Annotated in this window: 19 protein-coding genes and 1 pseudogene; 13 read left to right on the plus strand and 7 right to left on the minus strand. The window is 68.9% G+C overall.

Features of this window, described 5'->3' with window-relative positions:
• The first annotated feature begins 190 nt into the window (after nt 1-190).
• The 8 genes and pseudogenes from LIP_RS01615 to LIP_RS20265 all read left to right on the plus strand — a co-directional run.
• On the plus strand, nt 191-976 hold the full coding sequence (locus tag LIP_RS01615) for a MetQ/NlpA family ABC transporter substrate-binding protein (protein ID WP_068141332.1): 786 nt from the start codon (nt 191-193) through the stop codon (nt 974-976).
• Between the two features lie 479 nt (nt 977-1,455).
• Complete coding sequence (locus LIP_RS01620; RefSeq protein WP_144440268.1) at nt 1,456-2,559, plus strand: DNA-3-methyladenine glycosylase family protein; 1,104 nt, start codon at nt 1,456-1,458, stop codon at nt 2,557-2,559.
• Between the two features lie 77 nt (nt 2,560-2,636).
• Nucleotides 2,637-2,807 carry a hypothetical protein gene (locus LIP_RS18760; RefSeq protein WP_158509517.1) on the plus strand — a complete coding sequence of 57 codons (171 nt, stop codon included), beginning with the start codon at nt 2,637-2,639 and terminating at the stop codon, nt 2,805-2,807.
• Between the two features lie 225 nt (nt 2,808-3,032).
• Complete coding sequence (gene aroA / locus LIP_RS01625; protein WP_068133454.1) at nt 3,033-4,373, plus strand: 3-phosphoshikimate 1-carboxyvinyltransferase; 1,341 nt, start codon at nt 3,033-3,035, stop codon at nt 4,371-4,373.
• Between the two features lie 296 nt (nt 4,374-4,669).
• Nucleotides 4,670-5,416, plus strand: coding sequence for an exonuclease domain-containing protein (locus LIP_RS01630; RefSeq protein WP_068133458.1), 747 nt, complete (start codon nt 4,670-4,672; stop codon nt 5,414-5,416).
• A 16-nt stretch (nt 5,417-5,432) separates the two neighbouring features.
• Entirely contained in the window at nt 5,433-6,179 is a 747-nt protein-coding gene (locus LIP_RS01635) for an MBL fold metallo-hydrolase (RefSeq protein WP_068133461.1), read from the plus strand.
• A 58-nt stretch (nt 6,180-6,237) separates the two neighbouring features.
• On the plus strand, nt 6,238-7,458 hold the full coding sequence (locus tag LIP_RS01640) for an RtcB family protein (protein WP_068133464.1): 1,221 nt from the start codon (nt 6,238-6,240) through the stop codon (nt 7,456-7,458).
• A gap of 194 nt (nt 7,459-7,652) precedes the next feature.
• Nucleotides 7,653-7,817 (plus strand): annotated as a pseudogene (locus LIP_RS20265) (alpha-L-arabinofuranosidase C-terminal domain-containing protein); the annotation flags it as partial.
• Between the two features lie 86 nt (nt 7,818-7,903).
• On the opposite strand, the gene LIP_RS18275 reads toward LIP_RS20265, so the two are convergent.
• From LIP_RS18275 to LIP_RS01665, 5 genes are all read right to left on the minus strand, one after another.
• Nucleotides 7,904-8,431 (minus strand): GNAT family N-acetyltransferase, encoded by a 528-nt coding sequence (locus tag LIP_RS18275; protein ID WP_158509519.1) that lies wholly within the window; start codon nt 8,429-8,431, stop codon nt 7,904-7,906.
• Nucleotides 8,432-8,782: 351 nt separating this feature from the next.
• On the minus strand, nt 8,783-9,673 hold the full coding sequence (locus tag LIP_RS01650; RefSeq protein WP_082725716.1) for a carbohydrate ABC transporter permease: 891 nt from the start codon (nt 9,671-9,673) through the stop codon (nt 8,783-8,785).
• On the minus strand, nt 9,673-10,581 hold the full coding sequence (locus LIP_RS01655; protein WP_068141337.1) for a carbohydrate ABC transporter permease: 909 nt from the start codon (nt 10,579-10,581) through the stop codon (nt 9,673-9,675). The genes LIP_RS01650 and LIP_RS01655 overlap by 1 nt, the downstream gene beginning before the upstream one ends.
• An 81-nt stretch (nt 10,582-10,662) precedes the next feature.
• Nucleotides 10,663-12,597: an extracellular solute-binding protein gene (locus LIP_RS01660; RefSeq protein WP_198409643.1), complete on the minus strand. Its 1,935-nt coding sequence runs from the start codon at nt 12,595-12,597 to the stop codon at nt 10,663-10,665.
• Nucleotides 12,584-13,315 carry a YceI family protein gene (locus LIP_RS01665; RefSeq protein ID WP_068133469.1) on the minus strand — a complete coding sequence of 244 codons (732 nt, stop codon included), beginning with the start codon at nt 13,313-13,315 and terminating at the stop codon, nt 12,584-12,586. Before LIP_RS01665 ends, LIP_RS01660 begins: the two co-directional genes overlap by 14 nt.
• A gap of 400 nt (nt 13,316-13,715) precedes the next feature.
• On the opposite strand from LIP_RS01665, the gene LIP_RS01670 reads away from it, so the two are divergent.
• From LIP_RS01670 to LIP_RS01690, 5 genes are all read left to right on the plus strand, one after another.
• Nucleotides 13,716-15,062, plus strand: a complete 1,347-nt coding sequence (locus LIP_RS01670; RefSeq protein WP_068133471.1) for an arsenic transporter — start codon at nt 13,716-13,718, stop codon at nt 15,060-15,062.
• A gap of 216 nt (nt 15,063-15,278) precedes the next feature.
• Nucleotides 15,279-16,664 carry an FAD-binding oxidoreductase gene (locus LIP_RS01675; RefSeq protein ID WP_068133474.1) on the plus strand — a complete coding sequence of 462 codons (1,386 nt, stop codon included), beginning with the start codon at nt 15,279-15,281 and terminating at the stop codon, nt 16,662-16,664.
• A gap of 4 nt (nt 16,665-16,668) precedes the next feature.
• The gene (locus tag LIP_RS01680; protein WP_068133477.1) at nt 16,669-18,069 is read left to right on the plus strand and encodes an FAD-binding oxidoreductase; all 1,401 of its coding nucleotides are present in this window, start codon (nt 16,669-16,671) and stop codon (nt 18,067-18,069) included.
• A gap of 117 nt (nt 18,070-18,186) precedes the next feature.
• Nucleotides 18,187-19,725 (plus strand): (Fe-S)-binding protein, encoded by a 1,539-nt coding sequence (locus LIP_RS01685; RefSeq protein WP_068133481.1) that lies wholly within the window; start codon nt 18,187-18,189, stop codon nt 19,723-19,725.
• Nucleotides 19,692-21,014, plus strand: coding sequence for an MFS transporter (locus tag LIP_RS01690; protein ID WP_144440269.1), 1,323 nt, complete (start codon nt 19,692-19,694; stop codon nt 21,012-21,014). The genes LIP_RS01685 and LIP_RS01690 overlap by 34 nt, the downstream gene beginning before the upstream one ends.
• Nucleotides 21,015-21,180: 166 nt before the next feature.
• Here LIP_RS01690 and selD read toward each other — a convergent pair whose 3' ends face one another.
• A complete protein-coding gene (gene selD, locus LIP_RS01695; RefSeq protein ID WP_082726537.1) occupies nt 21,181-22,197 on the minus strand; it encodes a selenide, water dikinase SelD in 1,017 nt (338 codons plus the stop codon).
• 233 nt (nt 22,198-22,430) lie between these two features.
• Nucleotides 22,431-24,179, minus strand: coding sequence for a UGSC family (seleno)protein (locus LIP_RS01700; RefSeq protein WP_273701371.1), 1,749 nt, complete (start codon nt 24,177-24,179; stop codon nt 22,431-22,433).
• Nucleotides 24,180-24,329 lie beyond the last annotated feature (150 nt).

The raw sequence follows: 24,329 nt of genomic DNA on the forward strand, positions 1-24,329 counted from the left end.
TCAGGGTGACGGGCCGCCCCTGCTCCGCTGGCGGGCAAGCAGGTGCGGGAGCCGTTCCGCCGAATCATCTGGCTCAACATCCCCATCTCACGGGCTACGGTGGCCCGCAAAGGAGCGAACCGAATTGCCGCACCTTCCCTGGAAGCTTGGCAGCCCCAGTCGTCTCAGCCGCGCCGGGCGCCTCCCCGTCGTGACCCTCGTGCTCCTGGTGGTGCTTGGCCCGATCCTCCACGCCTTAGCCGGAGCCGCAGGGCAGGAGACGATCCGCGTGGGCGTCACGGCCGGGCCGCACGAGGAGGTCATGGAGGTCGTCCGCGACATCCTTGCCGAGCAGGGCGTCCGGGTGGAGATCATCACCTTCTCGGACTACGTCACGCCCAACCTGGTGCTGGCCGAAGGCGACCTGGACGCCAACAGCTTCCAGCACCTGCCTTACCTGGAGCGCTTCGCGACGGACCACGGCCTGAAGCTCACCGCCATTGCTCCCACGCTCAACTTCCCCATGGGGCTCTACTCCCGGCGCATCCAGCAGCCGGACGAGCTCAAGATGGGGGACTCGGTGGCGATCCCCAACGACCCCACCAACGGTGGACGGGCGCTCCTCCTCCTGCAGGACGCAGGCCTCATCGAGCTGGCTCCCGGGGTGGACCTGGCCGCCACACCGCTGGACGTGGTGGGCAACCCCAAGCGGCTGCGGATCCTGGAGCTGGACGCGGCGCAGCTCCCCCGATCCCTGGAGGACGTTGCCCTGGCCGCGATCAACACCAACTACGCGATCGAGGCCGGTCTCAACCCGGTACGGGATGCGATCCACCTCGAGGGCGCCCAGTCCCGTTTCATCAACGTGATCGCGGTCCGCACCGAGGAGAAGGACCGGCCCATCTTCCAGAAGCTCATCGCCGCCTACCATTCGGAGCGGGTCCGCCGTTTTGTCGAGGAGCGGTTCGAGGGCTCCGTCATTCCTGGTTGGGAGTGAGGGCTGGATGGGGGCCGTTAAAGCGGGTCGCGTCGCCCACGTCACTGACGCGACGATCAGGTAACGAGGAAAGGCATCGTGGTATACTCGTGGCGGTAGGGAGGTGCGGTGCATGGCCATGAAGGGCGTTCAGTTTGTGGTTGATCATGAAGGCCGTAAGCAGGCCGAACGTGGGCCACGTCCAGCGGGACGGGGTCCCGCCATCGCCGTCAAGGTCGGACTAGATCGATAGTACGGCGGTCGCGATCCGGCGCGCCTCCGCTCCTACACGCCTTCTGGCGCGGGCCTCCGTCGTCCACCATGCAAGGCGACGGGAGCCTCTACCCAAGCCGAGCGGTGCTGGACGCGCCCGGGGCCGCCACGCATGCCCGGTTGGGGGTGGGGCTTGCTTGGAAGGAGTTGCATCTGCGGGTCGCGAAGTTCCTCCGGCGAGGAAAGCTGCTGGGGTCGCTCCCAGCGCAGCCTGAGGAGGTGCGTGCGTGGCTCGCGGCGTCAAGGTGACCCCCCCAGAGCGGCAGCGACCGAACCCGCTCAGCGAGCCGTCCGACGCACGTTCCGAAGCGTCTGCGGCGCCTGCCCAAACCACTGCACCGCGCCTAGCAGCCACCGCCGTGGACATCGACCTGCCTGAGCCCTTTTCGGCGGAGCGCACGCTGGCCTTTCTCCAGCGCTCTTCCCTGGGCGTGCCGTACTCGTTCGGTCCCCACGGGGCCCGCCGGGCGGTGCACCTGGACGGGCACCTCTATGGACTCGACTTCCGATTCCAAGGCCGCTGCCTGCGGGTCTCCCTCCTGGCGGCCCAGACGGACGGGGCACCCCACCGTGACCCCCAGCACGACCCCCACCGGGCGCCTGCTCCTGGCGCGGCCCGACCCGGGACGGCCCGCCGCGGCCTGACCCCGCCTGACGCGGAGCGCCTGAGGAGCCTCGCCCGGCACCTCTGGGGTCTGGACGACGACCTGGAGGACGGTTACCGTGTCCTCGGGGAGGACCCGCGGATGGCCTCGCTCCTCGCAGCCCACCGGGGACTCAGCATGACCCGCACCCCGGACCCCTACGAGGCGCTGCTCACGGTGGTCATCGGGCAGCAGGTGAGCGTCCGCGCCGCCAGCGCCGTGCGGCGGAGGTTGCTGGCCGAGCTGGGCGACGCGATCGAGTGGGAGGGCGAGCCCGTCGCCGCCTACCCCACGCCCGAGCGCATCCTGGAGGCCAGGCCGGAGCGGCTTCAGACCGTCGGTCTCAGCCGCCAGAAGGCCCGCTACGTGCTGGAGATCGCGGTTAGGGCCGCGGCGGGTGAGCTCGAACCCCAACGGTTCGCAGGGCTGGATGATCAGGAGGCCCTGGAGCGGCTGATGGAGATCCCCGGCGTGGGCCGATGGACCGCGGAGAACGTCCTCATCCGGGGACTGGGGCGCCGGGACGTGCTGCCGGCCGCGGACCTGGGGATCCTGGTGGCCGTCCAGCGGCTGATGGGCTGGGAGCACCGCCCCACCGAGGCCGAGGTGCGGGCGCTGGGGGTACGGTGGCAAGGGTACCGGAGCCACGCCGCGCTCTACCTTTGGGCGCTGCTCGGCGGAACGTAGCCGTGTTTAAGCCAGCCTGGCCACACCCGATGTGATGAAGAACCCAAGATGATGAAGATGCGATAGGAGGCTTCTCCGTGAGCCGTTCGCCGCAGGCGGTTGACGTGCACGTGCACCTGCCCACCACCGAGTGGCTCCACGGTTGCCTCGGGCCGTACCTGGAGTCCGTGCGCCGCTTCTTCGGGGCCGAGCTGACGCCCCGGAGCGTGGACGAGATGGCCGAGACCTACCGGGCGGCCATGCCGTAGACGGGCGCCATGCGGCCCCGCTCTTCGGGGTGTTCCCGCACGTGGGTGACGGCCGCCAGTCCCGTGCCAAGCCAAGGGCACGCTGCTGGTGGGGAGGCAGCTCTACTCGCGCCATTGACACGGGGCAAGCACGCCCGTAATCTTGACTCACCGATCCGATCGCCAAGGCAGGAAGCACGTTGATGGGAGAGACGAGTCCCGGAGTCCACTCCCGAGAAGAGGTTGATGGCGTTGTCTCGTCCGAGAGATGGACATTCCCCCTGGGCACCGGCGCGCCGTTCGGCCATCACCCTCAGTCCACCCGCTCACCCCATCCACGCGGAGCTGACCGTGCCCGGATCCAAGAGCTTCGCGAACCGGGCGTTGATCCTGGCCGCCCAGGCTGAGGGGACGTCGCAACTCGGGGGCTTTCTCCGCAGCGACGACACCTACTGGTGCCTGGATGCCCTCCGCCGCCTGGGGGTACGCGCCGAGGTGGAGGGCGAAACGGTCACCGTCGAGGGCTGCGGTGGGCGTTGGCCCGTGGCGCGCGGCAGCCTTTTCGCGGGCTCAGCCGGTACCGTGGCCCGCTTCCTGCCAGGTGCCCTGGCGGCGGCCCCCGGGGGGGAGTGGGTGCTGGATGGAAGTGACCAGCTCCGGTCCAGGCCCCTGGAGCCCCTGGTGCAGGCTCTGCGCACCCTTGGCGGGCACGTCGAAGCCGTCGAGGGCGGGGGGCTACCCCTTCGGGTGTGGGGCGGTGGGCTCCGGGGCGGGCGGGTGAGCATCTCGGGCAAGGTGTCCAGCCAGTTCTTGAGCGGGCTCCTGCTGGCCGCGCCCAAGGCGGACGCATCGGTGACGGTGGAGGTGGAGGACGACCTGGTGCAGCCCGCCTACGTGGGAATCACCCTGGCGGTGATGCGCCGGTTCGGGGCCCGGGTGGAGCACGACGCTGGCTTCCGCCGGATCGAAGTGCATCCGGGGCCCTACCGGGCCGCGGACCACGTGCTCGAAGCCGATGCCTCCACCGCCTCCTACTTCCTGGCCCTGGCCGCCGCCTCCGGGGGCCGGGTGCGGGTGACGAACGTGGGCGCCGCTTCCCTCCAGCCCGACGCTCGCTTCGTGGACGTGCTTGAAGCCATGGGCGCCCGGGTGATCCGGGGCGACGCCTTCCTGGAGGTGGCGGGAAGCGGCCACCTGCGGGGCGGGCTCACGGTGGACATGAAGCCCATGAGCGACCAGGCCCTCACGGTGGGCGTGCTCGCCGCCCTGGCCGACGGTCCTGTGACGGTGACGGGTGTGGCCCACATTCGCCAGCACGAGTCCGACCGCATCGCCGTCCTGGCCGCCAACCTGGGCGCCCTGGGGATCCGTGCCGAGGAGCACCCCGACGGGTTCACCGTCCACCCCGGCGAGCCCCGCCCGGGCACCGTCGATCCCCACGACGACCACCGGGTCGCGATGGCTTTCGCCCTGCTGGCCGCGCGGGTGCCGGGCGTGCGCATCCTCGGTCCTGGTTGTGTATCCAAGACCTACCCGGGGTTCTTCGAGAAACTGGGCCGGTTGGGGGTGGGCGTGCAGTCCGAGTAATGGGGCGAAAACGGGTCAGGCGTGGGAGGTCGCCGAGGTACTGGCGAAGCAGCGCCAGGTCTGCCTTCACGGCGACCCGGGGCCCGTGGCCGCGCAGGCGGATGATCCCCTGCCTCACGGGGCCGACGCACTGGCGACGAGTCTGGGGTGAGCCGAACGCACGGCGTGCTGCACTCGACTCTCAGGAACCGGAACCCTCAGGAAGGATCCCCTCCCTTCCCGGGGAACTCTTCCCACGGATCGTCGCAGGACGCACGCCAGCGGTGCCGCCCTGCGAGACACGGGGAGGGAGCACCGTGGCTTGGAAGCTGCCTTGGGGGGTGGGGGTACGCCGGATGCCGCTGCCTGCGGTGCCCCGTACGATGTCGCCTGAGGGCTCCTTGGAGAGGGCACCGTTCCCGATAGGGGACGACCTGCCGGCCTCCCTGGGTTTGGCTGGCGTGGTGGACGTGGAGACCACCGGGCTCAGCCCACGACGCGACGAGATCGTGGAGCTCGCCCTCATTCTTTTCGCCTTCGACCGGGCGACGGGACACATCCAGGGCGTGGTGGACGAGTACTCCGGCCTGCGCGAGCCCTCGGTGCCCATCTCGGCCGGGGCCTCGAAGGTGAACGGCATCACCTGGGAGATGGTGCGCGGCCGGCGGCTGGACGAGCCCCGGGTGGAGCAGATGCTCCGGCGGGCCGAGTTCCTGGTGGCCCACAACGCCCCCTTCGACCGCAGCTTCCTCACCCGTCTCTTCCCCCTGGCGGGCGAGAAGCTGTGGGCCTGTTCCATGCGGAGCGTGGACTGGCGGGGCCTCGGTTTCGATTCGGCCGCCCTCCAGAGCCTGCTGCGGCACCACGGTATCATGGCCGAGCGGGCCCACCGGGGGCCCGAAGACGCGCACGCCACCCTGGCGCTCCTGAGCCGCGTCGGCCCCGACAATCGTCCCTACTTCTACTGGCTGCTACAGAGCTACCGGCCCCAGCCGAGCAGTCCCGGTCTCACCCGGCGCCGGCCCCGCTGGACCCGTCCTGGGCACCCCGAGCACTCGTTGTGAAGAGAGGGTGATATGCGTGCTGAACCCGGTGTGGCTTCTGGCCCTGGCTGCGGTGTTCGGACTGCTCCTCTCAGGCACCGGCGCGGCGCAAAGCCCCCTGACGTTCAAGACAGCCAAGGGACCGCTCGAGGTGACGCCCGTCGGCCACGGCTCCCTGATGTTCCGGTTCGACGGGCTCACCATCCACGTGGACCCCTACGCCCGGGTGGCGGACTACTCGAAGCTGCCCCCGGCGGATCAGGTGTGGATCACCCATAACCATCCCGACCACCACGACCCAACCGCCCTGGCCCGCGTTGCCACCGTCGAGACGCGCTTCTTTGCGGACCCTGATACCGCCAAGGCCCTCGCCGGCAGCGGCCGCGTGACCACCCTCCGCAATGGCGACCGCCTGGACGTAGCCGAGAACCTCCGCCTGGAAGCCGTCCCCGCCTACAACCTGGTGCGCGGGCCCCGACCGGGCGCCCTCTTCCACCCCAAAGGCTGGGGGAACGGGTACGTCGCCGACTTCGCGGGTTTCCGCGTCTATATCGCCGGCGACACCGAGTGCATCCCCGAGATGGGCCGCCTCGGCCCCATCGACCTGGCCTTCCTCCCCATCAACCTACCCTACACCATGACACCCGAAGAGGCGGTAGGCTGCATCAAGGTGATCTCGCCCGCCGTGGTGATCCCCTACCACCAGGGCGACGCAGACCCGAACACCGTGGCACAGCTGCTAGAAGGATCGGAGATCGAGGTGCGGGTGCTGGAGCTTCCGTGAATACCCGAACCAGGCGCGCATGTTGGGACTTGTGTGGGTTTGGGAGAGCGGGAGAGCCATGCCGTACCAGGTGATCGACGGAGTCCGGGTCTTCGGCGAGCCGGAGCCCCAGGCCCTGGCCCAGGCGAAGACGTGCGCCCGCACCGGGCGGGTGGCGGGCGTCGCTCTGATGGCGGACCACCACAAGGGCTACAGCCAGCCCATCGGGGGCGTGGTGGTCTACGAGCCGGACCAGGTGAGCCCCTCGGGCGTGGGCTTCGACATCGCTTGCGGGAACAAGGCGGCCCGCACCCCGCTCACCCTGCCCCAGATCGCCCCGGACCTCCCCCGCATCATGGATCGCATCTGGCAGGAGATCTCGTTCGGCATCGGCCGCAAGAATCCCCGCCCCGTGGAGCACCCCGTGCTGGAGCACCCGCTCTGGCGGGATGAGAAGCACCTGCGGTCCCTCCACAGGATGGCCGCGGATCAGTTGGGCACCGTGGGCGGCGGTAACCACTACGTGGATCTTTTCGTCGAACCGCCCACCCAGCGGATCTGGGTGGGCGTCCACTTCGGGAGCCGTGGGCCCGGCTTCCGTATCGCCTCGGGCGTCCTGAACCTCATGCGGAACCGCCCCTTCGACGACCCCCGAACCGGTGAGCGGATGGACGAGCCCCCCGCCCTCCTGGACCTGGAGACCGAACTCGGCCGCTTCTACTGGGAGGCCATGCACCTGGCCGGCCAATTCGCCTACGCGGGGCGGGACCACGTGGTCGGTCAGGTGCTCCGCATCCTGGGGACCCAGGCAGACCTGGAGGTGCACAACCACCACAACTTCGCCTGGCTCGAGGAGATCGGCGGGCAGAAAGCCATCGTGGTCCGCAAGGGCGCCACGCCCAACTTCCCCGCGCAGCTCTCCTTCGTGGGCGGCAGCATGGGCGACATCTCCGTCATCCTCCGGGGGAAGGAGTCCGACGAAGCCCGCGCCTCCTACCGCTCCACGGTGCATGGCGCGGGGCGACTCATGTCACGTACCCAAGCAGTTGGGAAGTGGCGGCGCCAGGGAGGCCGGCGGGTCCGCGTGGGCGGCGCCGTGGACATGGAGGCCGTCCGCCGCAACCTGGTCGCCCGGGGCATCGAGCTGCGGGGCGGCGGCCCCGACGAAGCGCCCGCCGTCTACCGACGCCTCCAGCCGGTGCTCGACGCCCACGCCGGGAGCGTCGACATTCTCCATGTCCTGGAGCCCATCGGCGTGGCCATGGCCGGGCCGGAGGTGTTCGATCCGTACAAGGATTGAGCGCCATTGAAGAGGGCCGCGTTCCCAATGAGCTTGGTCCCCCAGTAGACGCACGCTGATGGCACCCCCGTTCAAGGGAAGGCAAGCTGTCGCGAGATAGGTGGTTCCAGCCGTTGGTGGCAGTGGTCATCAGGCTGAGACCAGCCGAGGAAGCTGCTTTGAAGCGGGTGGGCATTGCATTCGATGAATGGGGCGTGTGGTACCGCGCGCCTGAACCCGTTCTTGACGAGGTGTATGATCTCCGCGACGCGCTGGTTGTGGCCGGGTGCCTCAATGCCATGATCCGTCAGGCCAGTCGGATCCGGCTCGCCAACCATGCACAACTCGTCAACGTCCTTGGAGCGATACGAGCGCAAGGCGGCGAGCTGGTCCGCCAATGGCCGTGTGTTTCTGGCCGTTGTCAACCGAAGGCCGACTCGACCGCGCGGCGGAGCCGGGGAGACCCTCACCGTGCCGTTGCGCCGCGGAGGACCGGCTCTCCCACCGGTGCCCGCTGGGGCAGCCATACGAAGGTCCGCTCGCCCCACCCGTTCCGCTTGTGGCCTGTCCCGTCCACAGGCGCGAAGCCGAGCCTGAGGTAGAAGTCCTCGGCGCCCGGCAGCGCGTCCACCGCCATGGGCAGGCCGAAGCCCTGGGCGAACCGCACCAGGAGCGTGCCCAGGCCCAGGCTGCGGTAGGGAGGCAGCACTTCGAGGAAGTGGAGCCGAAGCTGCGCGCGGCGGCCCAGGCCCTCGCTGTTGGCCGTCTCGATCAGCCACATGCGGGCTGCGAGCCGGCCTCCCACGTAGACCCCGTAGAGGCGCGAGCTTCCCTTGCGGAGGAGCCAGGGGTAGTCGCCCCAGCGCAGGTCCGGGTGCCCCTGGTCGTCGAAACGAGCCAACTCGGCTTGAATCTGAGGATCGGAGACCTCCAGCCGCTGGATGGTCTGCTGGAGGTCTATCGGAGGTTCGTCGGAGCCCTCATCGGTCTCCATGATCTCGCCTTCCTTCACCTCCATTAGACGCTACGGACACAGGAAACGCAACAGGAACGGTATGGTAGGAGACACGGGCTGGGAGGCGGCTCGAACGCCGCAACGCTCGGGGCGCCGGGCCACGAAGACCTGACGCGCCGATGAGGGAGAGATGCTCGGGCACGCGCTCCCGGGTGTCCTCGCTGGCTGCCGGCCGGTCGGTCATCATGCGAGAGACCGTGGCGGACCACTTCTTGACGAGCGTCTCGATGCTGGGGAATTCGGGTTGGGCGCGCGTGGATCCTCTCTGGAATGCCTCCAGGATCTGTACCCGGCCGGTGATCCGTGACACGCCGTCATGTCCGGGGCTCGCTACCCCTTCACCGCTCCGGCCGGGACGCCCTTCGTGATCTGGTGGCGGAAGATCAGATAGAAGACGACCATGGGCAGCAGCCCGATGACCAGCGCCGCGAACTGCTTTCCGTAGTCGGAGGAAAGGGCGCCGGAGAACCTGAGGATCCCAACGGGAAGCGACTTGAGCGCGTCCCTGGAGACGAGGATGTTGATGAGCATGAACTCGTTCCATGTGGCCGTGATGTTGAGGATGGCGAGGGTGGTGGCCACAGGCCGGGTCATGGGCAGGATGATCCTTCGAAAGATGGTGAGGTAACCGGCCCCGTCGATCCTCGCCGATTCGACCACAGCATCAGGAAGGCCGCGGATGTACGCGGTGAACAGGTAGACGCCGATGGGCAGGCTGATGCCGGTGTAGACGATGAAGACGCCAAGGCGGGTGTTGTAGAGGTTGGCCAGGTTCGCCGCCAGGAAGAGCGGGACCATGATCGACTGGATGGTGAGGAGGATGCCGATCACGAAGCTCCCATGGAGCAGCGGGGTCCACCTGGACCTGAGCTTGGCGAAGGCGAAACCTGCGGACGCCGAGAGGAGGATGGTGGCCAGGGTCGAGGTCGAGGTGTAGAGGATGCTGTTCAGGATCAGCGTCCCGAACTTCCCGATCCGCCAGGCCTGGGGGTAGTTGTCGAGGTTCCACCGCTCCGGGAGCCCGAGCCGGTCCATCTGAAAGGCCTGAGTGGTCTTGAAGGAGCTGATGACCAGCCAGAAGAGCGGACAGAGGGTCATCACCGTGAAGGTCACCAGCACCGCATAGAGGATCACCTTGGTGAGAAGACCGGTCTCCCGCCGGAGGAGACGAGAACCCGCCGCCCGTCTTGCCCTACGCGTCTCATAGAGCGTGGACCGCATCACTCCTCACCTCCGAACCTCTTCTCCAGCACCCGCAGCATCAGGATGAGCCCGAGGCTGAGCACGACCATGAAGGTGGAGACGGCGTTGGCCAGTGGGTAGTCGGGGGCCCCGCGAAAGGCGTTGTCGTACATGTAGAGGGAGAGGACCGACGTCCGGCGGGCGGGGTTGCCGGCCGTCATCGCGAAGATCAGGTCGAAGCTCTTGAGGGAGCCTGATATCGCCAGGATGGCCGAGGTGACGATGACGCCCGACATGGCCGGGAGGATCACGCGCCCCAGCACCTGCCCCTCGGTCGCCCCGTCGATCTTGGCCGCCTCGATGAGCTGAGGATCGATCTTCTGCAGGTTAGCCAGGAAGATGATGAGGTAGGTTCCCGTGTACATCCAAAGCATCACGAAGAGCACCGGCAGGATGGCTGTCCTGGGGTTGAGGAAGAGCGTGTTCTCCCAGCCCGGCTCGAGGTACTGCATGAGCTGCGTGAAGGGCCCGTAGGGGGAGAAGAACGACTGCCACAGGATCCCCACCACGATGGTGGAGATCACGGTCGGCAGGTAGATCATGGTCTGGAAGAGATCCCGCAGTCCCACCAGCTTCCGGAAGAGGACGTAGGCGAGGACGAAGCCGAGAGGGATCTGGCCGAAGACCGAGATCAGGATGATGAAGAGGTTGTTCTTCAGCGAGATCCAGAAGAACCGGTCCCGGAACATCTCCCCGTAGTGCTGGAGCCCCAAGAAACGGAGAACCTCCCTGCCGCCGAAGAGGGGCCCGCCATTGTAGTCGGTCAGGCTGAGGGTGATGGAGAAGGCAGTGGGGAAGGCGATGACCGCCCAGCAGAGGACGACCGCCGGAAGGACGAGGATCAGGTAGGCTCGGCGTTCCTCGGCGTTGGTGGCGCGGCGCACGATCGTCGCCTCCAGGTACGGCGTTCCGGCAGGGCGGCGGGTACGGCACGAGCCGCGCCCGCCGCCCCCCGTCGTCACCGAAGACTACTGCTGCGCGGCCTTCCACGCGTCATAGGCCCGTTGCACCGAGGCCGCCACCGCCTCAGGCGTCGAGAGTCCGAGCCCGATCTCCTGCAGCCCCACGTTGAGCGGGCCGTAGACCTTGGAGTCGAGCACGTTGTCGAGGACGTAGGTCCCGCCAACCCGGCCATAGAACCGCGACCGCTCCTGCGCCAGAGGCTCCAGACGGTCGCTGGTGACGCCCTTCCGGGACGGGAAGGCGGCGCCCGTCTCAAGCCGGATCCTCTGAGCCTCCGCCGATGTGAGCCACCCGACCAGGCGCCACGCGGCCTCCTCCTTGCGCGACCCCTCGGGGATGGCCGCGTTGATGCCGAAGCCGACGCCTGGCACCGAGGAGGTGGTGTTGTGGTTCAACTCCCCGGGAATGGCGGGAAAGACGGTCATGACGAAGTTCTCCTGCTCCTCGGGCGGGATCAGCGCCTCGCCGGTGGTGGGGTCGGTGAGGAAGTTCCCCACCTTCCAGTCGCCGTCGATCAGGAAGGGAGCCTTCCCCGATGCGAAGAGCGGGTTCACCTCGTTGTAGGCGGTCTGGAAGATCCGGCGGCTGAGCACCCCGTCTTCGAAGAGGGAGGCATAGAACCTCAAGGCCTTGACGAAGGGTTCGTCGGTGAACTCGGCCCGTCCGGCGATGATCTCGTCCATGGTCCCGTCGCCCACGAGCCTGCCCACGATCATGCTGAACAGGGTCGACTGGACGACCCAGTCGTCCTGGGCGCCCATCAGGACCACGTCCTTGCCGGCGGCCTTCAGGGCCGGGACCATCTCCTCGAGTTCCTCGTACGTCGTGGGGATCTGAAGCCCAAGGCTGTCCAGGAGCTCCTTGTTCACGTAGAGGACGTGCGTCGCCGTGAGCGCGATGGGGAGCTCGGCCAGATAACCCCCCGCCTGAGGAACCAGGGCCGCCTCCGAGAACTCGTCCCGCATGGGGTCCACGAAGGGTGTGAGGTCCTTCACCAGCCGCTGGGTGTGCAGCGTGCTGGAGCGACCTCCCGGCCACATGTAGATGACGTCCGGGAGCCTGCCCGCCGCGGCGTAGGCTTCGGTCTTCTGGTGGAACGGCTCCAGGAAGAGGTCCTCTCGCACGATCTTGATGCCGGGGTTGTTCCTCTCGAAGGCGTTCCAGACCTCCTCGACCTCGCGCTCGGCACCCGGGCTCGTGGCGTCCAGGTAGTTGAGGACCGTGAGCACGATGGGCTCTCCACCCTGCTGGTCCTGCGCAAGGGCGCCGCCTGCCCACTGGACCGCAACGAGCACGGCCAGCAGCGCCAACCCCGCGACGCCCATGACACGGTACCGCCTATGTGCCACTTGGGTTCCCTCCCTCGTGAGAATGAGATCGCGCCTTCCTTCCTGCGGTGGAGTCATGGTTCGGAACGACCGAGAGGAGCACTCTCCCTCTCTCCTGGGACCCGGAGCGGAGTCGACGGTGTCGGACGAGTAGGGATTCAGCCAGTCGTCGATGACCAAACCGACGGCGCCCGGGAGGTCGCAGCCCGCGCTTGACGTCGAGCCCTTCACCTTCACCGTCTTCTCGAGCCCGGTCCGATCCACCACAGTCTGAAACCCTTCCTGGACCTGCTCCAGGAAGGCTGGGCTGAACTCCCCCCAGATGCCCCCGATGACCACCATGTCCACGTCCAGGAGGACCCCGGCGGAGGCGACCACTGCGGTCAGCGCCTCGGCTGCTTCGTCGACCAGACGGCGCGCGGTCGGGTCACCGTCTTGGTGCTCCAGGATGATCCCGGCTCCGACACCGGCCTCTGTCTTGAGGTATATCAGGCTCGTCTGCTCCGAATGCCACTGGCTCCTCGGCCCGCCGCTCGACCTTCGCCGCTTGGGCGACGTGGTGCACGGCAGGGAGTGCCGGGACATCACCTGGGGCGCACTACGAGTCGTCACGCCTGGCAACGATCTCGACCTCGATGGAGGCCTCATCCTCGGCCCGCAGTACGCCCAGGACGGACGGCGGCTCAAACCCATACTCGGTCATGCGGATCTGGGTGGTCACCGTCGACCGCAGGGTGTCGCCTTCGAGGATGAGAGATCCGGTCCAAGCCGTAGGGCGCGTCAGATTCCGGATCGTGAGCTCCCCGTGCACGGTCACGGGCAGCTCCTGGCCGTCCTGGTAGGGAGCGTGCAGCTCAAGCCCCGTAGGTCGGAACTCCGCGATGGGGAACTGGGCCGACTGTAGCCACTGCTCGCGAATGGCCCGGTCGCGTCGGGGCTCATCGGAGGTGAGTTCGCTGAGGTCCACCCGGACCATGCCGAACACGCCTTCCGTTGACTGCTCCACGTCCATGGAGAGCTCGCCGCTGATGGCCTGGGTGACCCCGACGGCCACCCCAGGCCGGTCGAAGCGGAGGAAGGTCTCCCCGACGCGGTAAAGGGCGCGCGACTCCGACGGCACGATCACGTAGCGCCGACCATCCCTCGATCCTCCCACGGACGGGTCTGTGGGCATGCTCTGGGCTTCAGCCATCTCAGCCGACGAGGGTGGCGGCGAAGGGACCGCTGTATTGGAATCCCTCCTCAGGAAGACGCCTCCCGCCGCTCCCGCCGCCACCAGGATGATGGCCAGAACGATCCACGACCGCCAGGAGACACGCCTCAACCGCATCGACACACCTCCTATGGCCGAACGAGCGAGCCATCCCCCACGCCTGAGGTCGCGGGGCCGGGCTCGGGGACGGCCGCCGAGCCCCCGTTTGGGAGAGTCCATCTATCGAAGGTAACGGGACAGTGGCGCACGGGAGCGCGAGGGTCGTTGTCAGTTACTACTACCATTATGTGGCTCCTCTGTCAAGGCGAGGGACGCGCCACGCAGATCCCCCGGGGCTCTTGAAGGTCGAGCCGGCCCAAGCGCCGCTCCAGCTGAGAGGGGATTTACCGGCTTCGTCAGCCGACGTATAATCGGGCCGGACCCTCATCGGTTCCGTCCTGCCGGCCGCGGGCGCCGCCCATCCTGGCGTCCCTCTCGGTCAGGGCGGCCACCCCCTGCGGAAGCTGGAGGAATCCCCTTGCTGCTGGCTATCGTGATTTACGTGGCCACGCTGGTCGCGGTGGTTTGGCGCCCGCGCGGGCTTGGCATTGGCTGGGGCGCGCTGGGCGGGGCCGCCATGGCCCTGGCGGCAGGGGTCGTGCACCTTTCCGACGTCCCCGTCGTCTGGGGGATCATCTGGAACGCGACCCTTACCCTCGTAGCGATCATCATCATCTCGTTCATTCTCGACGAGGTGGGCTTCTTCGAGTGGGCCGCCCTTCACGTGGCCCGCTGGGGACGAGGACGCGGGCGGGAGCTCTTCCCACTCATCGTCCTCCTGGGGGCAGCCACCACGGCCGTCTTCTCCAACGACGGAGCGGCGCTCATCCTGACCCCGATCGTGATGGAGATGATGCTGGCGCTGGGCTTCGGCGCGGGCGCGAGCCTGGCCTTCGTCATGGCCACCGGGTTCGTGGCCGACGCGACCAGCCTTCCGTTCGTAGTCTCGAACCTGGTCAACATCGTCATCGCCGACTTCTTTGGAATCGACTTCGACCAGTACGCCCGCGTCATGCTCCCGGTGGGGGTGGCCGCGCTGGCTGCGACCCTGCTCGTGCTCTACGCCAACTTCCGCCGCGAGATCCCGCCAGAGTACGACCTCCTCGCCCTGAAACGCCCCGAAGACGCGATCAGGGATCCTCTCACCTTCCGATGGGGTTGGGCGGTGCTCGCCCTCCTGGTGGCCGGCTACTTCGGGTCGGGTCCCCTGGGCGTTCCGGTCTCTGTGGTGGCAGGCGCGGGGGCAGCTGTGCTGGCCGCGGTCGCTGGACGCTGGTGGCGTCCGGCCACCGCCCATGCCGAGACGGGGTCGGTGGCCCCGCTCGACCGTCCCGTGGTCCATCTGGGCCGGGTGGTTCGAGGGGCTCCCTGGCAGATCGTCTTCTTCAGCCTCGGCATGTACCTGGTGGTCTTCGGTCTCCGGAACGCGGGGTTGACGTCCATGCTGGCCGATCTCCTCGGGTGGTTCGCCGAGAAGGGCTCCACCACGGCGGCGGTGGGCACGGGCTTCGTGGTGGCTGTGCTCTCGGCGACGATGAACAACCTACCCACGACGCTGGTGGGGGCGCTCTCGGTGGCCGAGGTAGAGGGGGTCACCGAGGCGGTGAACCAGACGATGGTCTACGCGACGGTGATCGGGGCGGACCTGGGTCCCAAGATGACGCCCATCGGCAGCCTTGCGACCCTGTTGTGGCTCCACGTCCTGGCCCGGAAGGGGATGCGCGTCGGCTGGGGGACCTATCTCCGAATCGGGGTGGTCCTGACCCTTCCCGTCCTCCTCCTCGCCCTTCTGGCCCTGGACGGCTGGCTTCGGGTGACGGGATGAGCGGAACGACGCATCAGCATTCTGCCAGGAGAGGAAAACGGCATCCCTCCGTGGAAGAGGACTCCCCCATAATAGTGGCGCATCAGCACTCATACCTTGCGCGGGCGGTCTGCCGTGAAGATAGCGAACCGAACGTTCGGAAATGACGTGCCCGGTGCACCATCCTCCGGTCACGACGGATCGCGTCCGTGGGGCGAGGGGGACGCACGGGATCGGGTGGCGCGGCTGGGCAGGGAGCTGGGGGAGATCGTCGGCCCATCCTGGGTGATGACCGAGCCCCACGAGCTCTTCGCCTACGCCTACGACGCCACGGGCGAGAAGGCCATGCCCGACGTGGTCTGCTTCCCCGGCACGGCCCAGGAGGCCGCAGGCGTGGTGGCAGCGGCCCACCGCCTGGGGGTCCCCCTCCTGGCCCGGGGCGCGGGAACGAACCTCAGCGGGGGAACCATCCCCGTGGCCGGCGGACTGGTGCTGGCCATGAACCGCATGAACCGGATCCTTGAGATCGACGTGGAGGGCCGCACGGCCACGGTGGAGCCCGGCTGCCCCAACCTGGCCCTGCAGGAGGCGCTCCGGCCGCTAGGCTTCTTCTGCGCCCCGGACCCGTCCAGCCACCGGGTCTCCACCCTGGGAGGAAATGCCTCGGAGAACGCGGGCGGCCCCCACTGCGCCAAGTACGGGGTCACCACCCACCACGTGCTGGCGCTGGAGGTGGTGCTTCCCGACGGCCGCCGGGCCCGGCTGGGCAGCCCCGCCGCGGACGCGCCCGGCCTGGACCTGGTGGGGCTCTGGGTGGGTTCCGAGGGCACCCTGGGGGTGATCACCGGTCTGACGGTCCGCATCCTCCCCCTGCCCGACGCGGTCCAGACGATGCTTGCCGTCTTCGACGACCTAGAGGCGGCGCTTCAGACCGTCTCGGACATCATCGCCGCCCGGGTGGTACCCGCCACCCTGGAGCTCCTGGACCGGGGCACCATCGAGACGGTGGAGGCCTTCGCCCACGCGGGCTACCCTCTGGACGCCGGGGCGGTGCTCCTCATCGAGGTGGACGGCACAGAGCCGGCCGTCGCCCATGCCCGGGAGGCGGTGGCCCGGATCTGCCGGGAGGCGGGTGCCCGGGAGCTCCGCATCGCCCGGGACGAGGCCGAGCGCGATGCCCTCTGGCTGGGCCGGCGGGCGGCGTACGGCGCCGCAGCACGGCTCTCCTCTCACCTTTGGACCCAGGATATTACCGTCCCCCGCCCACGCCTGGCGGAGATGATGCGGGCCGTGCGCCGGATTGGCGAGAACTACCGAATCCCCATGATCGCCGTGGCCCACGCGGGCGATGGCAACCTGCACCCCCTGGTCCCCTACAACCCCAAGGATGCAGACCAGATGCGCCGGATGAAGGCGGCCGACCGCGAGATCCTCGAGACCTGCGTGCGGCTCGGGGGCTCCATCACCGGCGAGCACGGTGTCGGGCTCGACAAGATCGGCAACCTGGAGCTCATGTTCGCAGAGGAGGACCTGGGGCTGATGCGCCACGTGAAGGCCGTCTTCGACCCCGAAGGCCGGATGAACCCGGGGAAGGCCATTCCCGCCGCCCGGGGGGCGGTTTGACGCCATGACCCGCCCCGTGACCACCCCTCCTGGGAACTCGAATGCAGACGCCCTGGAGCGGTGGGTTGCCCGGCTCCCGGCCTCGTGGCAGCCCGATCCGCACGCTTGGGCCCGGGAGCAGGGCTGGCCCCGCACCCCTGCGTGGGTGGTGCGCCCGCCCGGTACCGAAGGGCTGCGGGAGATCCTAAAGGTGGGCACCGAGGTCGCGGCCGCAGGGCCCGCAGGCTCCCCCGGGCGCCTGGCCGTGGCCGGATCGGGCTCCCGCCTGGCGTGGTGGCCCCTGCCGCCCGGCGTGGGCGTGCTGGACACCTCGGCCCTGGGCGGCGAGCCCGAGCTGGACCCGGGCAACCTGACCCTCTCCCTACCGGCCTTCACCTCCTGGCCCCAGGTGGCCTCGGTTCTGGAAGGCTCGGGCCTGGCCTACCCCATCCAGGGCGCCGGCGACGGCTCGGGGACGGTGGGCGGGCACCTGGCCGGCCGGACGTCCAACGCCCTGCACCTCCGCTACGGCCCGGCCCGGGACTGGCTCCTGGGGGCGGAGTGGATCACGGGCGGGGGCCAGCCCTCGCGGGTGGGTGCCCCCGTGGTGAAGAACGTGGCCGGCTACGACCTGGCCAAGCTGCTGGTGGGTTCGCATGGTTCGCTGGGGGTGCTGCTCCGGGTGATCCTCAGGCTCCGGCCCGCGCCCCCGGCCGAGGCCCGGGCGGTGGTGACGGGCGGAGACGCGGCCGCCCTCGCGCCCATGGCCCACCGCCTCGCCGCTCGGCCCGGCGGCCCCGTGGGGATCGAGGTGCTGGAACGGCTCGGCGAAGGTCCGGGTCCGGCACACGAACGGGCCTGGCGGGAGGTGGCACATGCGCTGAACGCCTTCGGGCTCCCCGGCGGGTCAGGGCCCCTGATGCTCCTCTACTACCAGGGATTCGAGGGCGAGCTGGCCGCGGAGCGGGAGAACCTGGAACGGCTGGGCTGGGAGCACGGCCTTCAGGTGTCGTGGGAAGAACGTCCTGGCGCCTCGCAACCCACGGGTGCCTGGAGGCTGCTGCGGGCTGCCGGACCGGCCTCCGGCCTCTGCCTGGCTCGGCTGGGTGTGCCGGCGCGAAGGGCAGGCGAGCTCTGGCAGGCCGTGCGGGAGGCATGGGGATCCAGGAGTGAGCCCGGCGGAAGCGGGTTCGGGCTCCTGCTGGTGGAGCCCGCTTCCGGGGTCGTGCGGGCCCTGGGGGCCCCGCCGCACGAGGGTGGCTGGCGGCGGGTCCGGGAGACCGCGGAGGGTCTGGGCGGGTACGCCGTCTGGGAGGCGGCTCCCCTGGGCCGCTATGAATCCTCGGCCGTCCCCTGGGAGGCGTGGGACGAGGCGGTACGGCGGGTCTTCGATCCTGCCGGCCTGCTGTGGGCGCCCCGTGCGTGAGCGGGCGCACCGGCGCCGAGGACTCGGGATGGTTCACATCATCTGATACGGACGCGGTCTCACGGCAAGCAGTGCCGTGCGCTTCGAGCCCTGAGAGCTTTGATGGAGGTGCTGGCGTTGGCAGCGGACCGAGGGCTCCTCGCCCAGGAAGGGCGGGCGGAGGTCGTCGTGACATCGCCCGAGATCCGGCCCTTCTTCGGGCAGGAGACCCTGGACCAGCTCAACCGGTGCAACAAGTGCGGGTTCTGCCTGCCCGCCTGCCCCACCTACGTTCACCTGGGCCGGGAGCCTGCCTCTCCCCGGGGACGCCTGGCCATGGTGGAGGAGGTTCTAGAGGGGCATATGGAGCCGGGGTGGGCCGTGGGCGACCAGATGGACCTCTGCCTGGGCTGCCGGGCCTGCGAGTCGGCCTGCCCCTCGGGTGTCCAGTTCGGGCAGGTGCTGGAGGCGGCCCGGGCGGCCGTGGCGGCCCGGGGCGAGTGGGCTCCGGAGAACTCGGGCCTTCGGCGGCTGCTCCTGGAGAAGCTGGTCACCCACCCGAGGCGCCTGGCCCTGGGTGCTTCCTTGCTCTGGCTCTACCAGGCGAGCGGCCTGCGGCGCCTGGTGCGGGCCCTGGGCCTCTTGCGCCTCCTGCCGAAGCACCTGGGCGATCTGGAGCCTATGCTGCCCAGGGTGCCGGCGCCCTGGGCCCGACCCCCCAGAGCCCGCCCGGCGCCAGGCGAACCGCCGCTGACCCCCGGCGCGCTGGGTCCCGAAGGGGAACGGCCGCAGGCGGCCCTCTTCCTGGGGTGCCTCCAGGACGCACTCTTCCCCAGCACCAACGCCCGGATCGGGCAGGCGCTGCAGGCCATGGGCGTCACGGTGGAGACGCCCACCGGTCAAGGATGCTGCGGCGCCCTGCACGCCCACGCGGGTCGCCCCGAGGAGGCCCGGAGGCTGGCCCGGGCCAACATCGAGGCCTTCGAGCGCTCCGGCGCCCGGTGGATCGTGAACGGGGCAGGCGGGTGCGGGGCCATGCTGAAGGAGTACCCACACCTCCTCGAAGAGGACCCCGAGTGGCGGCCCCGGGCCGAGGCGTTCAGCCGCCGCGCTCGCGACGTGAGCGAACTCCTGGTGGAGCTGGGTGCCCGCCGCGTCCTGCGGCAGGGCCTGCAGGACGGCGAGGCCGGCGGGCCGCAGGAGGCGGGGCGGCCGCCGGCCGAGCCGTCGGCAGAGGGCGACCGCTCCCGTGGCCCGGGGGCGGCTTCCAAGCGGCCCTTGCGCGTGACGTACCAGGATTCCTGCCACCTCCGCCACGGGCAGGGGGTGTGGCGGGAGCCCCGGGAGCTCTTGCGGAGCCTGCCCGGAGTTGAGTACGTGGAGCTTCCCGGGGCCGACCGTTGCTGCGGTTCTGCGGGCACCTACACCTTCACGCGGCCGGAGATGTCGCTCCTGCTCCTGGACGAGAAAATGGAAGCGGTCCGGCGGACCGGAGCGGACGTGGTGGTCACCGCCAACCCGGGATGCTTCATGCAGATGCAGCTGGGCGTCGAGAGGGCCGGGCTTTCGGACCGGGTTCGCGTGGCCCACGTGGCCGACCTGGTGGCCGAGACCCTGGGGGGTAAGGAGGCGTCCGCACGGACGTGGACCGTTCCGACGAGGCAGGCGTGCCCGTAACACCCGTAACAGAGGAAGAATCCGGTGGACCTTCGAGCCGCCGGTGGTACGTGCTCGTGGGGGCGACCGCCCAACAGGCCGGGCTGACCGTGGTTCGGTTCGGCCTTCCAGCACTGGCGCCCTTCATGCGGACCGCTCTGGGGCTCTCCCTGACGCAGGTGGGGATGCTCCTGGCCAGCTTCGACCTGGGGGCGCTGGTGGGCTTCCTTCCCACAGGAATGCTCACCTCCCGGCGCGGCGAGCGCTGGGTCCTCACCGCGGGGGCTCTGATCACCGGACTCCTCACCCTGGCGGCGGCGCGGGGCGGCGGCTTCCTCTGGATCATCGCCGCCCTCTTCCTGGCGGGCTTCGGGTATCCGAGCAGCCAGACCGCGGGGAGCCAGGCGGTGATGCTGGCCTTCCCGGCCCGGGGCCGAGGGCTCGCCATGGGCATCCGCCAGGCTGGCCTGCCCATCGGCGGGCTGATGGCCGCGCTGGCCCTCCCGGGCCTTGCCGGCACCCGGGGCTGGCCACCGGCTCTCGCGGCCGCAGCGGGGCTGGCGCTCCTCTCGGGGGCGGTCGCCTGGCTCGCTCTCGGGAGCACGGCGCCCACCTCCGGCAAAGGGAGCGCCGCTCCCGGCGGGGATCCCCCCAGGTTCGCAGACCTGGCCCGCAACCGCACCCTCTGGATCGGAACCGTGATGGCCTGTCTCTTCGGGGTCGCCCAGTTCAGCCTGCTGGGCTACCTCCCCCTCTACCTGGTGGACCGTTTCCACTGGACCGCGAAGGGGGCCGCCCAGCTCCTCATTCTGGTCCACGCCGGCGGAATCGCGGGGCGCCTGCTCTGGGGCCACGTGTCGGACCGCCTCTTCGGCGCCCGGCGCCAGCCCGTGCTCCTGCTGCTGGCGGGGGCGGGCGTGCTGGTGGCTGCCGTCCTCGTCGCCTGGCCGAGGCTCGTCGGGCTCCTGGGCGCAGCGGCACCCGCGGCGACCGCGGGGCTGGCCCTGGCAGGCGGGCTGGTCTTCCTGGGGTGGAACGGGCTCTACGTGACCACCGTCTCCGAAGCCGTGGGTGCCCGGGGCTCGGCCCTGGGCCTGGCCCTCTCCATGACCGCGCTCTACGTGAGTACCATGGGCACCCCCCTCCTCTTCGGCGCCGCCGTCGACCGTACGGGCTCCTACGGCCTTGCGTGGGCCATGACCGGCGTCGCTCAAGGCCTGGCGCTGGCCACAGGGCTTCTCCTGCACGAGCGGCTGCCTGCGGGGGCCCGCGAGGGTGCGGGCGCGACGGTGGGGGAACGCGGGCGCTGATGCAGCGTCGGAGCGAGGCGCGCCGGGGCGCCCCGCGCGCCCCCGGGTGGGTGAGCATGGGCCGTCTGAGCACAGCGGCCCGGTGACCTCGGGTTTCGTGGGCAGGAAGGTCTCATTCCGGGGGGGCACTCGTATGGGGCCGCATCGCGAGGCAGCACCGATCTCTTCATCTGACAGTGACGGGTACGGACGCCCCATCCAGAACCCGTCCGATCACCTGGGCTTCCTCAATGCCCCGCTCTCTCAGGGCGGCCAGGAGGCCTTGGGTCCTTTCCGGGCGCACCGCCAGCAGGAGGCCGCCTGAGGTCATGGCGTCGACCAGGACGATGCGGAGGAGTCCGTCCACCCGGGCATCGAAGGCCACCTTGTCCCTCAGGTACTGCTGATTCGCCCAGGTGCCGCCGGGGACGAAGCCGCGGCGGGCCAGTTCCTCCACATGGGGCAGGAGGGGTACGGCCTCCGCCGACACCTCCGCGGCCACGCCGCTGGCGGTCACCATCTCGTAGAGGTGGCCCAGCAGGCCGAAGCCCGTCACATCGGTGCACGCATCGACCCCCACGGCCAGGGCCGCCTCCGAGGCTGCGCGGTTCAGGCTGGTCATGGCCTTCACTGCGGCCTCCTCCGCCTCGGGCGGGCATCCGTCCCGCTTGACGGCCGTGGAGATCAACCCTGTGCCGATGGGCTTGGTAAGCACCAGATCGTCCCCGGGACGGGCCCCGCCGTTGCTGAGGAAGTGCTCCGGCGAGACCAGCCCGGTGACGGCCAGGCCGAACTTGGGCTCAGGGTCGTCGATGGTATGCCCGCCCACCAGGGCGCACTCCGCCTCCCGGAGCACGTCCGCCCCCCCGGTCATGATGGCCTTCAGCACGTCCAGGGGGAGCTTGGAGATAGGGAACCCGACCAGCGCCAGGGCGGTCAGGGGTCGGCCCCCCATCGCGTAGACGTCGCTCAGGGCATTGGCGGCGGCGATGCGCCCGAACAGGTCGGGGTCATCCACGATGGGGGTGAAAAAGTCGACGGTCTGAACGAGCGCGCGCGTCTCGTCGAGGCGATAGACGGCGGCGTCGTCCATCATCTCGTTCCCCACCAGCAGGTTCGGATCGGCCAGCCGGGGCAGGCCTCGCAGGACCTGGACCAGGTCCTCAGGGTTCAGCTTGGAGGCTCAGCCGGCCTTGGAGCTCATCTGGGTGAGACGCACGGGAGTGCCTGCCAGGGGATCCACCCCCTACACAAAGTCCTTGCGGCCGTCACGGACAAGACAGCGTGTGCGCCGTAGGTGGCACACCTCTTGGACCGAGGAGCCATGCACGAGGCCCACGCTTGAGGGACGCGCCATATGGGGTCCGAGCGGGCGGACGCCGGGCCCGATGAGCCCGGCGTCACCATCACCCCACTCGGGTGAGCCCGATACGCAGTCTAGCGCCACTTGTCCACGAGCACCGATACCGGCGGTGCAAACTGGCCATCCCAGTACTGGGAGTGCTTGCCAGGCCCGCCGACCACCGCGATGTGGATACTCTCAGGCGCGTCCATCGGCGGTACCGGCGTTTCGTCGCTTACCGCGCCCCACTCCTGCGGTGGGTCGCAGGTGAAAGGTGGCGCTGACTTGCCTCCCGGCTTTCCGGGATAGAGACGATATGGGTAACGTGCGTATTCCCATAGACCCCGCCGGATGTCGTCCTTTCCCCATCCGTCATGCGCGATGGTCGCCGCGTGCTCCGGCGTCAACAGCAAGAAGCCATCGACATCCCGCAGGCACCCCAGGCCGGCCCGCTGCCCGGCCACGGTCACCGCCAGATTCTCCACCAGGTCCCTGGCATGGGTGCTGGAATGGTCCGAGTTGTTTCCTGGAGGTGAGCCGCCCGCCACAGTCACGACACTGTCGGCCGCCATGAAGCCCATCTCGACGTGATACGGCTGCCATGGGTTGGCTTCCTCGTTTTCCCCGACCACCGTGGCTACGATATTGCCGGCCCAACCTTGGTCGGTCTTGTCTGGATCAGGCGCCTTCGATCCGCCAACGACGTCGCCCAACAGGTTGATGAAGTACCCAACGCATACGTTGGTCAGATGCCCCCCGCCGGCTGCGCCAGCGCCAGAGGCCACCCCGACTTCGTGACGAATTGGGCCATTCACCAGCACCAGCGGCGCGACCGGGTGGGTGGTGGTCGTCTGCGCCCGCCAGTTGTACTCGGGCGAGGCCAGCGCTTCGACGACGGCCAGCAGGAGCGGCATGTGCTCCGGCGTGCAACCGGCCATGACACCAAGGGCCGCAACCAGTTCGACTGTGAGAGTACCCATTCGGGGTGGAACGCCGTCCCACACTACCTCGCTCGCCGCGTGACTGGTGCCCGTGAGCATCTCCTGGACGCGGTCTACGGTAGGAGGTACGATGGGAAGACCCAGCGACCATCCCTGGTTGAGGAAGAGCTCATTTACCTGGGCATAGGTTCCGCGGAACTCGAACACGTCGGCCGGGTACGGAGGCTTCCCCAGATCAGGGATCTCCGTACGACTCGGACGCCAGCAGGTAGCTGTTTTCAGAATCTCCGGGAATGCTGCATCCGCCTTCTCCACGACTTCGTCCTCGGTGATCATGCCCACAGGGTGCGGGACCATGACGAACGCCATGTCAGGTGCCCCCATGCTTACCATGGTGGCCCTTGCCAGATCGATGAACTCCGATGTCGCGATGGTAACGGTCGGGATGCCCCTCTTCTCGACAGCTAGCTGGTCACCGACCAGCCATGAGGTGCAAGACCCTCAATCGCACTGCGAGCCGATCACGATATCCGGATGATAGCGTGCAATGATGTCTGCCTTTCGTTCAGCATCGGCGTCTCCGGCACTCTGCGGTACGGTACTCGGCTCTACTTCGTAAAACTTGATGATGTTGACGCCCTCCACATTCTCTTCCAGTAACTCGGCGATACGGTCGAGGAACAGGTTGCCGTTGGGCTTACCGTTCCACTTGAGTCCCACGGTCTTGCCTTCCAGTGTGTCGATTCGTTCTGCGATGTTCACCGGTTCGATGGCTACAACGCCCTCTGGGTTCACGAGTTGCCATGTCATCACGTTCGACTGAGCACCTGCAACTCCACCGGCCAATAGCATTGCGCCTGCGGCCGTGAGCACTCCGAGCCCAACGACTTTTGTGACGTTCATCACAAACCTCCTCACGGTGGAATGCGCATCGGGTCGTGCACGTGACCACAGAATCCGTAACCACGGAATCACTATGGAATCACTATAGCGGAAGAACCCTCCAGCCAGCAATGACAGGGCGATGGCACAGTGGTTGCCGGTCGATGACAC

This window comes from Limnochorda pilosa (assembly GCF_001544015.1).
Lineage (GTDB): Bacteria > Bacillota > Limnochordia > Limnochordales > Limnochordaceae > Limnochorda > Limnochorda pilosa.

Excerpts from the sequence above, each read along its gene's own strand:
- aroA (WP_068133454.1), top strand. The coding sequence starts at position 3,033 with ATGGCGTTGTCTCGTCCGAGAGATGGACATTCCCCCTGGGCACCGGCG.
- LIP_RS01640 (WP_068133464.1), top strand. The coding sequence starts at position 6,238 with ATGCCGTACCAGGTGATCGACGGAGTCCGGGTCTTCGGCGAGCCGGAG.
- LIP_RS18275 (WP_158509519.1), bottom strand. The coding sequence starts at position 8,431 with ATGGAGACCGATGAGGGCTCCGACGAACCTCCGATAGACCTCCAGCAG.
- LIP_RS01650 (WP_082725716.1), bottom strand. The coding sequence starts at position 9,673 with ATGCGGTCCACGCTCTATGAGACGCGTAGGGCAAGACGGGCGGCGGGT.
- LIP_RS01665 (WP_068133469.1), bottom strand. The coding sequence starts at position 13,315 with ATGCGGTTGAGGCGTGTCTCCTGGCGGTCGTGGATCGTTCTGGCCATC.
- LIP_RS01680 (WP_068133477.1), top strand. The coding sequence starts at position 16,669 with ATGACCCGCCCCGTGACCACCCCTCCTGGGAACTCGAATGCAGACGCC.